The following is a 12,563-nucleotide window of genomic DNA, read 5'->3' on the forward strand; positions in this document are numbered from 1 at the left end:
CCTCGCAACAGGGCGCTGACCGGGGTTTTCGTATTCCGGATGGAGCGGCTGTCACTCGGTCGAGGGGCAGACATCGTGTCGCACGGGAGCTAACCTTGTCCGCGATACGGGGGACAACGTGACCGAGTACCAGCCCGAAGCAGCCGACGTCGGCAGGACACCGGCGGTGCGCTCGTGCTGAGGCGTGTCCTGGTGGTCGTGGTCGTGGCCGCTGCGGCCGGTGCACTCGCGGTGACCGCGGCCGCCGTGCCCGAGGGGAGCGCGCCCTCGGGGTCGAACGCATCGGCCGATCCGACGGCTGCGACCAGCCCCACGCCGTCCCCGACGATGCCGTCCTACCTGGCGAACCGCGAGCCCACCTACTCCGAGGACTTCGACACACCCGCGGCCGCGGGTGGGCAGTTCGCGGCGACCTACCGTGAGTCGTGGCAGCCGTACCCGGACGGCACCGGCGGCAAGTACTACTCCGACAAGCTCATCAGCGCGCATGACGGGTACATGGACGTCGCCATGGACGGCGAGCACGGCGCGGCTGGCACCTTCGGCACCCCGACCGACGCCTGGTCGCACGTCGGTGGCACGTTCAGCATCCGGGCCAGGGCGACCGGCGGTGACGGCAACGGTGCTGCGGTGATGCTCTGGCCGACGTCCGACGCCTGGACGGACGGGGAGCTCAACTACCCGGAGGGGCAGTTCGACGGATCGCCGCGGGTGTTCCACCACTCGATGCTGCAGGGACTCGAGCGCGACACCGAGACCTACAACACCCGGGTGTCCTGGCGGGACTGGCACACCTACACGACCGAGTGGATCCCCGGGAAGATCATCCGTTACTACCTGGACGGCAAGCTCGTCTTCACGGTGCCGCGGAACGTCCCCACGACCCCGCACCGGTACATGTTCCAGATCGGCAACTGGGGTGACCCGGGGCACCTGCAGATCGACTGGGTCCGCACCTACGACGCGGAGTGAGGGCGGCGCCCGCGCGGCACTCCTGCGCGCAGCGCGGTTCCCCGTTCTGGGGATGCCGGAGCGCAGCTGCTCGGGCCACGATGGAACGCGATCCCGTTCCTTGTCCCGAGAGGTCCTCATGCTGCTGTCCCTGGTCTACATGAGCTCTGCGGCCGAGGTGTTCGACCAGGAGCGACTCGACGCACTGCTCGAGCACGCCCGCGACCGGAACGGCGCCGTCGGACTCTCCGGGTTGCTCGTCTACAAGGACGGCCGGTTCATGCAGCTGCTCGAGGGCCCCGAGGCAGCGGTGCTCGAGACCTACCAGCGGATCATCGACGACCCGCGCCACACCGGCGTCGGGCTGCTGGTGGAGGAACGCATCCACACGCCGCGTTTCGGCGAGTGGACCATGGCGTTCGACCGTGAGCCCGACGCGGACCTGCCAGACGGCTTCGACGCGTTCCTCGCCGAGGGTGACCGGAGCGCGGACACCAGCCGTGCTCGCGAGTTGCTGCGGTGGTTCCGGAACCACCCGATGGCGGCTCCGGACGCAGCCCTCGGCAAGCACCGGCGCTGACCGCGGGCGGCACCCGACCCGGCACTGGTAGACAGGACCCATGACGGTTCGCTGGGGAGTCATCGGTACGGGCGGCATCGCACGGTCCTTCGTCGGCGACTGCGTCGCGGCGGGGATCGTGTTCACCGCGGTGGGCAGCCGCACGCGCGAGCACGCCGAGAAGTTCGCCGCCGAGTTCGGCATCGAGCGGGCGCATGGTTCCTACGCGGACCTCGTCATGGACGACCAGGTCGACGCCGTCTACGTCGCGACCCCGCACGTCCGGCACGCCGCAGACGCCCTGCTCGCGATCCGCGCCGGCAAGCACGTCCTGGTCGAGAAGGCCTTCACCATGACCGCCGAGAGGCACGCACGGTCGTCGACGCGGCCCGACAGGCCGGCGTCGTGGTGACGGAAGCGATGTGGACGCGGTTCCTGCCGCAGATGGCGATGATCCGCGAGGTCCTCGCCGAGGGGCGGATCGGCCGCCCGATGGTCGTCGAGGCCACCCACCACCAGGCGCTGCCCTCCGACCCCGGCCACCGGTTGCGCGACCCGGCACTCGGCGGCGGTGCGATGCTCGACCTCGGGGTCTACCCGGTGTCGTTCGCGGTGGACGTGCTCGGGGTGCCGACCTCGCTCGTGGCCGCCGGCACGCTGAGCGAGCAGGGGGTCGACGAGCAGATGGGCCTGGTCCTGACGCACGAGGGCGGTGCCCAGTCGATGATCCACTTCGGGATGGACCTGCGCAGCCCGAACACGGCGTCGATCATCGGCGAGACCGGTCGCATCGACCTCGACTCCACCTGGTACACGCCGACGACCTGGCGGATCCGCGACCGTGACGGTGCGGTGCTCGAGGAGTTCGACAGCCGCGAGGAGCTCACGGGCTACGGACACGAGGCCCGCGCCGTCGAGGCGATGATCGCGTCCGGTGTGCACGAGGGCGGGCCGATGGACCCGGAGGAGACCGTCGCGATCATGGGCGTGATGGACGAGGCACGTCGCCAGGTCGGCGTCCGGTACCCGGCCGACGGTCTCGCGCCGACTCCCTGATCGGGCCCACGATCACGACGGAGTGCAGACCCGGCCTGGAGGCTCGTGCCGCAGTTCCGTAGGATCGGTCGCGATGTCCTCGCAGCAGCCCACCCCGCGTTCCGTCCCGGAGCGGCTCCGTGCCGCCGTCCTCGCGGCGCGCGCGTCCGCTGCGCGGCGCCCCCTGCCGTGGATAGCCGGCGGGCTCGCGGCGCTCCTCGTGCTCGGCTCGGGTGGCGCGGTCGCCGTGGCCGCCGTGACGACACCGGACACCCGCACCGCGGCCGCACCGAGCGTGACCGGGAGCGCGTCGTCTAACCCGGACCGGCCGACCAGCACGGAACGTCCGCGGACCCCGAGCCCGACGCCGACCGCCGATGCGCGCGCCGTGCCGGCAGACCCCGCTGGTCCCTCCGCCCTGCGCACCTGCTCGATCGCGACGGCGGCGTCGGCGAGTGGTCTCGGCGACTTCGAGGGGTACGTGATGGACGCGAAGAGCGGCAAGGTCCTGTTCTCGAAGAACGGTGACCGGGCAGCCCAGACCGGCAGCGTGATGAAGACCCTGACCTCGGCGACCGCGCTCTCGGTCCTCGGCGGAGACCACCGCATCCCGACAACCGTCGCCCGCGAGTCCGCGAACACCGTCGCGCTCGTCGGGCACGGCGACGCCACCCTGTCGGCCGGGGGCGGCACCGTGTACCCGGGCGCCCCGACCCTGGCGCAGCTCGCGCAGCAGGTGAAGGCGAAGGTCGGGAACACCCCGGTCACGACGATCGTCACGGATGACACCTACTGGAGCGACACCGACGCCTGGGACCCGACCTGGCCGGTGTCCGAGCGCACGATCGGGTACCAGCCGAAGGTGACCGCGCTGATGGTCGACGGCGACCGGGCGAACCCGGCGGCGGCGACGTCACCCCGGTCCGAGGACCCGGTCGGACGCGCCGGCACCGCCTTCCGCACGGCACTGGCGAACGCCGGGGTCGCGGGCGCCGGCTCGGCCCAGATCGTCAAGCGTGCGACGACCGGGACCGAGACGATCGCCACGGTCTCGTCACAGCCGGTGTCGACCCTCATCGGGCAGATGATCCCGAACTCCGACAACACCCTGGCCGAGATGCTCGCGCGGGTCTCGTCGAAGGAGTCCGGCTCGAACGGTTCCGCGGCGTCGCTGACCTCGGTCTACCAGTCCGCCATGCGGTCCTACGGTGTCGACCCGACCGGCATCGTCATCAAGGACGGTTCGGGGGAGAGCGCGTCGAACGCGGTGTCGCCGAACTTCGTCGCCCACCTCATGGTCCAGGTCGCCGCAGGGGCGAAGGGCCTCGGCACGCTCGCCAACGCCCTGCCGGTGTCGGGGCAGTCCGGCACCCTCGCCAGCCGGTTCACGGGCGCCAACGCGGTCGCGCGCGGCAAGGTGCACGCGAAGACCGGCTGGATCGACAGCGCGAACACCCTCGGCGGCTACATCGATGCAGCCGATGGCTCGCGGTTGACCTTCGCGTTCTACGCCATCGGCTCCCCGCGCGCGGCGGCCCTCCCCGCACTCGACGCGGTCACCGCCGCGACCTACTCGTGCGGGAGCAAGCTCACCGGGTCCTGAGCCGCCGGGTGTTGGATGGAGTCATGGCAAGAGCACTGCTCGTCGTGGACGTCCAGAACGACTTCACCGAGGGCGGTGCGCTCGCGGTCACCGGGGGTGCGGCGCTCGCGGAGCGCATCACCGCATTCCTCGGCCGGCACGGCGACGAGTACGACCTGATCGTGGCGTCCCGCGACTGGCACCACGGTGACGACGACAACGGCGGGCACTTCGCCGGCGCCGAGGGTCCCGACTTCATCGACACCTGGCCGGTGCACTGCGTGGCCGGCACCCCGGGCGCCGACTACCACCCGGAGCTCGACACCGCCCTGATCGACATCGACGTCTTCAAGGGCCAGGGCACGCCGGACTACTCGGCGTTCCAGGGCCGCACCGAGGCGGGTGTCCCGCTGCCCGAGGTCCTCGCCGAGCACCGCGTGCACACGATCGACATCGTCGGCATCGCGACCGACCACTGCGTGCGCGCCTCGGCGCTCGACGCCCGTGCAGCGGGCCTCGACGTCGCCGTGTACGAGGACCTGGTGGCCGGCGTCGACGACGACCGCAGCACCGCGGCGCTCGACGAGATCCGGGTGGCCGGCGGACACGTCGACCACAGCGACATGGACGAGGGCCTCGCGAACCCAGGAGGAGCACGACTGTGACCAGCACCACCACCAGCACCGCCACCAGCACCACGACGACCACTGACGCGGCGACGGAAGCCGACCTCGTCACCGACGTCGGGGACGACCACGTCCGCGTCGAGGGTGTGCCCACCGGACTCTTCATCGGCGGCGCCTGGCGTGCGTCGTCGAGCGGTTCGACCTTCGCGGTCCGGGACCCCTCGACCGGTGACGTCCTGGCCGAGGTCGCCGACGCCACCCCCGAGGACGGCATGGCGGCACTCGACGCCGCGGTCGCCGCGCAGGAGTCGTGGGCCGCCACCGCGCCGCGCGAGCGCTCCGACGTCCTGCGACGGGCGTTCGACCTGGTCCACGAGCACGCGGAGGACCTCGCGGCGCTGATGTCGCTGGAGATGGGCAAGCCCCTGGCCGAGGCCCGCGGCGAGGTCGTGTACGGCGGCGAGTTCCTCCGCTGGTTCTCCGAGGAAGCCGTCCGGATCACCGGCGACTACCGCACCAACCCCGAGGGCACCGGCCGTGCGATCGTGCTGAAGCGCCCCGTGGGCCCCGTGTACGCCATCACGCCGTGGAACTTCCCGCTCGCGATGGCAACCCGGAAGATCGGCCCAGCCCTCGCGGCCGGCTGCACGGTCGTGGCGAAGCCGGCCGAGCTCACGCCGCTGACGACCCTGTTCCTGGTCGAGCTGTTCCGCCGTGCCGGGCTGCCGGACGGCGTGCTGAACGTCGTGCCGTCCCTCGATGCGAAGGGTCTGTCGGCGCCGATCATCGCCGACCCCCGGCTGCGCAAGTTGACCTTCACCGGCTCGACCCCGGTCGGGTCCGCGCTGCTCAAGCAGGCCGCGGACAACGTGCTCAAGACGAGCATGGAGCTCGGCGGAAACGCCCCACTGCTCGTCTTCGACGACGCCGACCTCGACACCGCGGTCGACGCCGCGATGCTCGCCAAGTTCCGGAACACGGGCGAGGCCTGCACCGCCGCAAACCGGTTCTTCGTGCAGGACGGGATCGCTGACGCGTTCGTCGCGGCCCTCACCGCCAGGGTCGAGGCGCTCCGGGTGGGCCGGGGGACCGAGGACGGTACGACACTGGGCCCCGTCATCGACGACCGCGCGGTGGACAAGGCCGCGGGGCTCGTCGACGACGCCCTGTCCCGCGGCGCACGGCTCGTCACCGGCGGACACCGGGTCGACCGCCCTGGCACCTTCTACGAGCCGACGGTCATCGATGACGTGCAGCCTGGATCGGAGATCCTGACGACTGAGATCTTCGGCCCGGTCGCCTCGATCACCCGGTTCAGCACGGAGGACGAGGGAATCCGGCTCGCGAACGACACCGAGTACGGGCTCATCGCGTACGCGTTCACGACGGACTTCCGGCGCGGCCAGCGACTCGCGGAGCGGCTCGAGACGGGGATGCTCGGCCTCAACACCGGCGTCGTCTCGAACGCCGCGTTCCCGTTCGGCGGGGTGAAGTCGTCCGGCCTCGGCCGAGAGGGCTCGCACGAGGGCATCGAGGAGTACCTCGAGACCGTCTACGTGCTCACCCCGGACCCGTTCGCCGCCTGATCGGCGGTCCGGCTCAGACCAGCAGCTGGTGTTTCGCCAGCTCACGGTAGAGCGGCGTCGACTCGACCAACTCGGAGTGCGTGCCGGTCCCGACGACCCGGCCGTGCTCGAGCACGACGATCACGTCGGAGTCGACGACGGTGGACAGCCGGTGCGCGATGACGAGCAGCGTGCGGTCCTCGGCGACGGCGTCAATCGCGAGCCGCATCTTCTGCTCGTTCACGCCATCGAGCGAAGACGTCGACTCGTCGAGCAGCAGGATCGGGGGAGCGGCGAGCAGGGCCCGGGCGATCGCCAGACGCTGGCGTTCACCACCGGAGAGCATCACGCCGTCCTCACCCACCTGGGCGTCGAGACCGCGGGGGTCGCGGTGCAGGACCTCGCCGAGGTTCACCGCCTCGAGAACGCGGACGCAGTCGTCCTCGGTCGCGTTCGGCGATCCGAGCAGCAGGTTGGCGCGGAGCGTGCCGGCGAGCACCGGCGCGTCCTGCTCGACGTAACCGATCTGGGCACGGAGCTCGTCGCGGTCCAGGCCGCGCACGTCGATGCCGCCGAGGCGGATCACGCCGTCGGTGGGGTCGTAGAACCGTTCGATCAGCGACAGGGTCGTCGACTTGCCGGCACCCGAGGGACCGACGAGTGCGACGCGTGCCCCGCGCGGCACACGGAAGGACACGTCGTGGAGCACCACGTCGCCGGCCGGCTGCTCGTCGGCGGGGCGATCCGGGCCTCCCGGCCGTTCCGACGCACCGTCCGGACCGGAGGCGTCCGCCGGAGCCGCGTACCGGAACGAGACGTGCTCGAAGGTGATCGCGTCGTCGGTCGCGACGGCCGGGGCGGGGTGCACCGCAGCGTCGTCCTGGGACTCGGTCGGCAGGTGCAGGATCTCCTCGATGCGGCCGAGGGCACCGAGCGCCTGCGCGACGGCGACGACCGCGCCCATCGCCTGACCGAGCGGCATGATCATCATGAAGAGCAGCAGGATGAACGTGATCAGCGTCGCGATGGTGATGGTGCCGGCTGCGACCTGCGCGCCGCCGACACCGAGGACGGCGATGAACGCCACCTGCATCACGATGCTCGCGACGGGGACGACGAAGGCGGACATCTTCGCGATGTCGAGGCCGCGCTGGTAGGCCTCGGTCGCGTGACCGTCGACCTCGCGCACCTCGCGCTCGGTGGCCCCGGCGGCACGGATGGTGCGGACGGCACCGATGCCGCGCTCGACGGCGGCGGTGAGGTCCCCGACCTTCTCCTGCGCGCGCTTCGACGCGACCCGGATCCGACGGCTGAGCCCGCCGACGACGACGATCGCGATGATCACGATCACGATGACGATGCCGAGCAACAGCGGGTCGATGATCGCCATCGCGACGATGGCACCGATGAAGGTGAGTGCACCGCCGATGGACTCGATCAGGCCCTGGGTGAGCACGGCGCGCAGGAGCGTGGTGTCGCTGCCGACGCGGGACACCAGGTCCCCGGTCCGGCGCGCATCGAACTCCGAGATCGGCAGGTTGAGGATGCGCGCGATGAGCTTGCGCCGGGTCGAGAGCACGACACCCTCGCCCGCGCGCTGGAGCAGGAAGTGCTGCACGCCGTTCAGCACGCCGGCGACGAGCACGAGCCCGACCAGCAGCCACACCAGCGTGCTGAGGGTGGTGCCCTGCTGCACGGCGGTGACGACCTGATTGACCAGGAGTGGCTGGGCCAGGGCGGCCCCGGCACCGAGGATGCTGAGCACGATGATGACGACCATCGCCGGCTTGTTCTCGAACAGGTAGGACAGCAGGCGGCCGAACGTCGCGCGGGGGCCGTCGGAGGTCTTCGGGCGTGCGAAGGGGAAGCTCATCGTGGTCCTAGTTTCTGCCGTACTTCTTGTGCACTGCCTGTCGACTGACACCGAGCAGGGTCGCGATCTCCTGCCACGACGCTCCGGCGTTGCGGGCGGCGCGGGCGGCGAGCTCTTCGGTCCGGTCGAGCTCACGGCGCAGCTCCCGCACGCTGGCGAGGGCGGAGAACGGGTCGTCCCCCGAGGCTCCGGCCGCGAGGCTCGTGATGGTCGGTCGGTCCATGCGCGTCAACCTACATTGACGTGCCGACCTTGTCAACCTGCGTTGACGAGGTGCGTAGGGGCGGCAGACGCCGGCGTCTTCGTTGGACGCCGCCGAGATCGCGCGACGCCGCCGAGATCGCGAGACGCCGCCGAAGTCGGCGGCGTCTCGACGGGCAGGCGGCGTCTTGCTGACACGACGGCGTCGTGCGCGTCTCAGGCGTCGGTGAAGTCCTTCGACTTCGTCTCACGCACGAACAGCAGCGCGACCAGGGTCACGACCGCGGCGATCGTCAGGTACAGCCCGACCAGGAAGATGTTCCCGTCGGCCTTCCACAACGCCAGGGCGATGGTGGGGGCGAGCGAGGCGCCGAGGATCGAAGCGACGTTGTACGCGATCGCCGAGCCGGTGTACCGGACGTTCGTGGGGAACAACTCGGGCAGCAGGGCACCCATCGGCCCGAACGTCAGCCCCATCAGCGACAGCCCCACGATGAGGAACGTCACGACCGTGATCGGCCCGGTCGACGCGGCGAACCAGATCTGGAACGTGAGACCGAACAGGGCGATGCCGACGGTGGTCGGGATGAGGGTCTTCCGCCGGCCGAACCTGTCGGCGAGCATGCCGGCGATCGGGGTGAAGATGCCGAAGAACACGACGCCGATCATGAGGAGTGTCAGGAACTCGCCGCGGCTGTAACCCAGGCCGATCTTCGGGACGAGGGGCCCCGCCTCGGCGCCGGTGGTGCCGTAGGAGAGTGTGAACGTCGTCATGAAGTAGAAGAGCACGTAGGTGGCGACCATGCCGAAGGTGCCGACGATGAGCGCCCTCCACGACGTGCGGAACACCCGGCCGAGCGGGACCTTCACGACGGTGCCGGACTCCTGGACCCCGCGGAACACCGGCGACTCGACGAGCTTGAAGCGCACGTAGAGACCGACGATGACCAGCACGGCGGAGAGCAGGAACGGGATGCGCCAGCCCCAGGCCTGGAAGTCGGCGTTCGGGGCGCCGTCGGCGCCGGCGGGCATCGCGGCGTTGATCGCTATGAACAGGCCGTTGGCGAGCAGGAAGCCGATCGGGGCACCGAGCTGCGGCATCGAGCCGAACACTCCGCGCTTGCCCTTCGGGGCGTTCTCGGTCGCGAGCAGGGCGGCACCGGACCACTCGCCGCCGAGGCCGACACCCTGTGCGAAGCGCATCACGGCGAGCAGCACGGGCGCCCAGATGCCGATCGAGCCGAACGTCGGCAGGCAGCCGATCAGGAACGTGGCGGTGCCCATCACGAGCAGCGACGCGACGAGGGTGGTCTTCCGGCCGATGCGGTCACCGAAGTGACCGAAGATGACCGAGCCGATCGGGCGGGCGAAGAACGCCAGCGCGAAGGTGACGAACGACGACAGCTGCGAGGCCGTCGGGTCCTCGTTCGGGAAGAACAGCGTCGGGAAGACGAGGACCGCGGCCGTGGCGTAGACGTAGAAGTCGTAGAACTCGATCGACGTGCCGACGAGGCTGGCGATGACGACGCGCGAGCGGGGGTTGCCGGCGGGGGCCGGGGAGTCGGAGGTCGGGGGTGCGGGTGCCGGTACGGCGGTCATGGATGCGGAGGTCTCCGTGGTGCGCGCTCCCGTCGGGGAGCGCAGGGGGCCGGAACGGCGGACACCGATCGGTTCGCGCGGGGTGGCGCGGGCACTGGTCGGGTGCGTTCGGTTGAGGGGGGACCGCTTGTGACGGAAGACCTGATCATACGACAGATGTCGCCTGCCTGCGAATCAGCCCAGAGTCAGCCCGCGGCTCCGGCTCCGGCCTCGAGGTGGGCGGGCAGCTCGTGGCCCATCCGATCACGCTTGGTGTCGAGGTAGCCGGCGTTCTGCGGCGAGACGCCGACGACGAGCGGGACGAGGGACTCGACCGTGATGCCGTGCTCCTCGAGCTGCCGTCGCTTCTCCGGGTTGTTCGACAGCAGACGGACCCGGGTGATGCCGAGGTCGGCGAGGATGCCCGCGGCTCCGCCGTAGGCCCGGGAGTCGGCGGGCAGGCCGAGGGCGAGGTTGGCGTCGAGGGTGTCGAGGCCGTCCTCCTGCAGGCGGTAGGCCTTCAGCTTGTTGATGAGGCCGATGCCGCGCCCCTCCTGCCCTCGCAGGTAGACGACGACGCCGCCCTCGGCAGCGATGGTGTCGAGCGCCGCGTCGAGCTGGGGGCCGCACTCGCACTTCAGCGACCCGAAGGCCTCGCCCGTCAGGCATTCCGAGTGCACGCGGACCAGCGCGCCGTCCGAGGGCAACGACCCGTCGGGCAGGGTGCCGATGATGGCGACGTGCTCGGCGCTCGTGACGAGGTCTCGGTAGGCGCGCATCTGGAAGGTGCCGTGCGTGGTCGGCACGTTCGTCGACACCTCGAAGTGGACCGGGCTCCCCGGCGTGGAGGAGGTCAGCGCGTCGCTCATGTGGTGCTCCGGTCGTTCGTGGACCCGTCGTCGTGGTGGTCGAGTGTCGCACCGTCGTCCAGATGCTGCGGATGCTCCGGGGGGCCGGGGTGCTGCGGTCGGGCTCGGACCAGCAGGTCGGGCCCGAGAGCGGTGGTCGACAGTACGTCCAACCGCCGACGCGCCGGCATGCTTCCCACGCCGAGGTCGCCCAGTGCGACACGGGGCCCGCCGAGGAGCACCGGCGCGACGTAGACGAGGTACTCGTCGGCGAGCCCTGCGGCGATGAGTGCCGAGGCGACGGTCGGTCCGCCCTCGACGAAGACCGAGTGCACGCCGTGCCCGCGCAGGGCACCGAGCGAGGTGGCCAGGTCGTGTCCGGGCAGGGTGACGAGCCCGCGCGGGTGCCGACGGACCGCGGCGTCGGCCGGAACCGCGCGGTCACCGAGCACCACGGCGAGCGGCTGGTCGGCGAGCAGTTCGCCGGCGTCCCCGCGCGCGGTCAGGCTCGGGTCGTCGGCCAGGACCGTACCGGTGCCGACGAGGATCGCGTCGTGGGCGGCGCGCTGTTCGTGGACGTGCTGCCGCGCGGCGGCGCCGGTGATCCACTTGCTCGTACCGTCGGCCGCGGCGGCGCGACCGTCGAGGCTCGACGCCCACTTCACCGTCACCCACGGGCGACCGAGCCGGACCGAGAGCAGCCAGCGCTCGAGGAACGCTTCGGCCTCGGAGGCGAGCACACCCGAGACGACCTCGAGGCCCGCGGCGCGGAGGCGGTCTGCGCCCCCGTGCACGTCCGCGCCCGGGTCGTCGATCGCGTACACGACCCGGGCGACGCCGGCCTCGAGGAGTGCGACCGCGCAGGGGCCGGTGCGGCCGGTGTGGTTGCACGGTTCGAGGGTGACGACGGCCGTCGCGCCACGCAGGTGCTCCGGATCGACCTTCGCCATCGCGTCGACCTCGGCGTGCGGGGTGCCGGCGCCCTTGTGCCAGCCCTCGGCCAGCACGTCCCCTTCCGGGGAGAGGATGACGGCTCCGACGCGGGCGTGGTCGCCGACGGCGGGCCCGAGAGCCGCGAGTTCGAGACCGCGGCGCATCGCCCGGACCTCGGAGGGTCGTGCCGTGTCGCTCACGAGCCGAGCTTACCGGCGGGGTTGGGTGACGCGTCACCACGTATTGTGCGGGTGCTCAGGCGATGGGCCAGGGGATGGCGGAGGCGGGGCTGCCGTCGGCGCGCCGCAGCGCCGTCCAGGCGGTGGTCGGAGCGCCGTCGCGCGCGGGGATGCGTGCTTCGCCGAGGCCGGTGTACGAGAACCCGGTGGCGCGAGCGACGCGCGCCGAGGCCGTGTTGCCCTCGTAGCACTCCCAGTAGACGTCCGGGGCACCGGCCTCGAAGGCCCAGCCGACGACGAGGTCGACGGCGTCGCGCATGAGCCCGGTACCGCGTGCCGACGGCGCGAGCCAGAACCCGAGGTCGCGGCCCGCAGTGCGGTAGCTGATGACGCCCTCGAGCCAGTTCGACCCGGAACGTCGGATCGCCCAGGTGTACTCGCGGTCCGATGCCCATCCGGGTCCGACGAGTGCGTCGACGAACGTCCGGGCGTCCTGCTCACGGTAGGGCGTCGGGACGGTGGTCCAGCGGACGATCTCCGGGTCCTGACAGGCGTCCGTGATGGCTGCGGCATCGGCCCGAGTGGGCACGTCGAGACGGACCCGGGCGGACTCCAGCGTGACGGGTCGCATCG

General features: G+C 71.2%; 12 protein-coding genes and 1 pseudogene. 7 read left to right on the top strand and 6 right to left on the bottom strand.

The window, feature by feature from the left end:
* Positions 1-192 precede the first annotated feature (192 nt).
* The 7 genes from ITJ56_RS04305 (at position 193) to ITJ56_RS04330 (ending at position 6,339) form a co-directional block, all read left to right on the top strand.
* Positions 193-972, top strand: coding sequence for a glycoside hydrolase family 16 protein (locus ITJ56_RS04305; protein ID WP_323749713.1), 780 nt, complete (start codon positions 193-195; stop codon positions 970-972).
* A 100-nt stretch (positions 973-1,072) separates the two neighbouring features.
* Positions 1,073-1,531 carry a BLUF domain-containing protein gene (locus tag ITJ56_RS04310; protein WP_228517123.1) on the top strand — a complete coding sequence of 153 codons (459 nt, stop codon included), beginning with the start codon at positions 1,073-1,075 and terminating at the stop codon, positions 1,529-1,531.
* Between the two features lie 40 nt (positions 1,532-1,571).
* Positions 1,572-1,922 carry a Gfo/Idh/MocA family protein gene (locus tag ITJ56_RS18285; protein ID WP_228517124.1) on the top strand — a complete coding sequence of 117 codons (351 nt, stop codon included), beginning with the start codon at positions 1,572-1,574 and terminating at the stop codon, positions 1,920-1,922.
* Positions 1,916-2,566 carry a Gfo/Idh/MocA family protein gene (locus ITJ56_RS04315; RefSeq protein ID WP_228517125.1) on the top strand — a complete coding sequence of 217 codons (651 nt, stop codon included), beginning with the start codon at positions 1,916-1,918 and terminating at the stop codon, positions 2,564-2,566. Before ITJ56_RS18285 ends, ITJ56_RS04315 begins: the two co-directional genes overlap by 7 nt.
* Before the next feature lie 73 nt (positions 2,567-2,639).
* Positions 2,640-4,148, top strand: coding sequence for a D-alanyl-D-alanine carboxypeptidase/D-alanyl-D-alanine-endopeptidase (gene dacB / locus ITJ56_RS04320; RefSeq protein WP_194628000.1), 1,509 nt, complete (start codon positions 2,640-2,642; stop codon positions 4,146-4,148).
* A 23-nt stretch (positions 4,149-4,171) separates the two neighbouring features.
* Positions 4,172-4,792, top strand: coding sequence for an isochorismatase family protein (locus ITJ56_RS04325; RefSeq protein ID WP_194628002.1), 621 nt, complete (start codon positions 4,172-4,174; stop codon positions 4,790-4,792).
* Positions 4,793-4,899: 107 nt separating this feature from the next.
* Complete coding sequence (locus tag ITJ56_RS04330; protein WP_194628199.1) at positions 4,900-6,339, top strand: NAD-dependent succinate-semialdehyde dehydrogenase; 1,440 nt, start codon at positions 4,900-4,902, stop codon at positions 6,337-6,339.
* 13 nt (positions 6,340-6,352) lie between these two features.
* On the opposite strand, the gene ITJ56_RS04335 is transcribed toward ITJ56_RS04330, so the two are convergent.
* The 6 genes and pseudogenes from ITJ56_RS04335 to ITJ56_RS04360 all read right to left on the bottom strand — a co-directional run bounded on the left by ITJ56_RS04335 (position 6,353) and on the right by ITJ56_RS04360 (position 12,561).
* Complete coding sequence (locus tag ITJ56_RS04335) at positions 6,353-8,191, bottom strand: ABC transporter ATP-binding protein (protein ID WP_194628004.1); 1,839 nt, start codon at positions 8,189-8,191, stop codon at positions 6,353-6,355.
* Between the two features lie 7 nt (positions 8,192-8,198).
* A complete protein-coding gene (locus tag ITJ56_RS04340; RefSeq protein ID WP_111084200.1) occupies positions 8,199-8,414 on the bottom strand; it encodes a hypothetical protein in 216 nt (71 codons plus the stop codon).
* 194 nt (positions 8,415-8,608) lie between these two features.
* Positions 8,609-9,991, bottom strand: a complete 1,383-nt coding sequence (locus ITJ56_RS04345) for an MFS transporter (protein ID WP_194628006.1) — start codon at positions 9,989-9,991, stop codon at positions 8,609-8,611.
* Between the two features lie 185 nt (positions 9,992-10,176).
* A pseudogene (gene ribA / locus ITJ56_RS04350) lies at positions 10,177-10,806 on the bottom strand (GTP cyclohydrolase II); the annotation flags it as partial.
* Between the two features lie 29 nt (positions 10,807-10,835).
* Entirely contained in the window at positions 10,836-11,915 is a 1,080-nt protein-coding gene (gene ribD / locus ITJ56_RS04355) for a bifunctional diaminohydroxyphosphoribosylaminopyrimidine deaminase/5-amino-6-(5-phosphoribosylamino)uracil reductase RibD (protein WP_228517196.1), read from the bottom strand.
* A gap of 91 nt (positions 11,916-12,006) precedes the next feature.
* A complete protein-coding gene (locus ITJ56_RS04360) occupies positions 12,007-12,561 on the bottom strand; it encodes a GNAT family N-acetyltransferase (protein WP_194628010.1) in 555 nt (184 codons plus the stop codon).
* Positions 12,562-12,563: the final 2 nt, after the last annotated feature.

This window comes from Curtobacterium sp. VKM Ac-1376, from assembly GCF_015351025.1.
In the GTDB taxonomy this organism is placed as follows: domain Bacteria; phylum Actinomycetota; class Actinomycetes; order Actinomycetales; family Microbacteriaceae; genus Curtobacterium.

Bases quoted from the DNA above. Each gene is read 5' to 3' on its own strand.
- ITJ56_RS04360 (WP_194628010.1), bottom strand. From the start codon at position 12,561: ATGCGACCCGTCACGCTGGAGTCCGCCCGGGTCCGTCTCGACGTGCCC.
- ITJ56_RS04345 (WP_194628006.1), bottom strand. From the start codon at position 9,991: ATGACCGCCGTACCGGCACCCGCACCCCCGACCTCCGACTCCCCGGCC.
- ITJ56_RS18285 (WP_228517124.1), top strand. From the start codon at position 1,572: ATGACGGTTCGCTGGGGAGTCATCGGTACGGGCGGCATCGCACGGTCC.
- dacB (WP_194628000.1), top strand. From the start codon at position 2,640: ATGTCCTCGCAGCAGCCCACCCCGCGTTCCGTCCCGGAGCGGCTCCGT.
- ribD (WP_228517196.1), bottom strand. From the start codon at position 11,915: ATGCGCCGCGGTCTCGAACTCGCGGCTCTCGGGCCCGCCGTCGGCGAC.
- ITJ56_RS04335 (WP_194628004.1), bottom strand. From the start codon at position 8,191: ATGAGCTTCCCCTTCGCACGCCCGAAGACCTCCGACGGCCCCCGCGCG.
- ITJ56_RS04325 (WP_194628002.1), top strand. From the start codon at position 4,172: ATGGCAAGAGCACTGCTCGTCGTGGACGTCCAGAACGACTTCACCGAG.
- ITJ56_RS04340 (WP_111084200.1), bottom strand. From the start codon at position 8,414: ATGGACCGACCGACCATCACGAGCCTCGCGGCCGGAGCCTCGGGGGAC.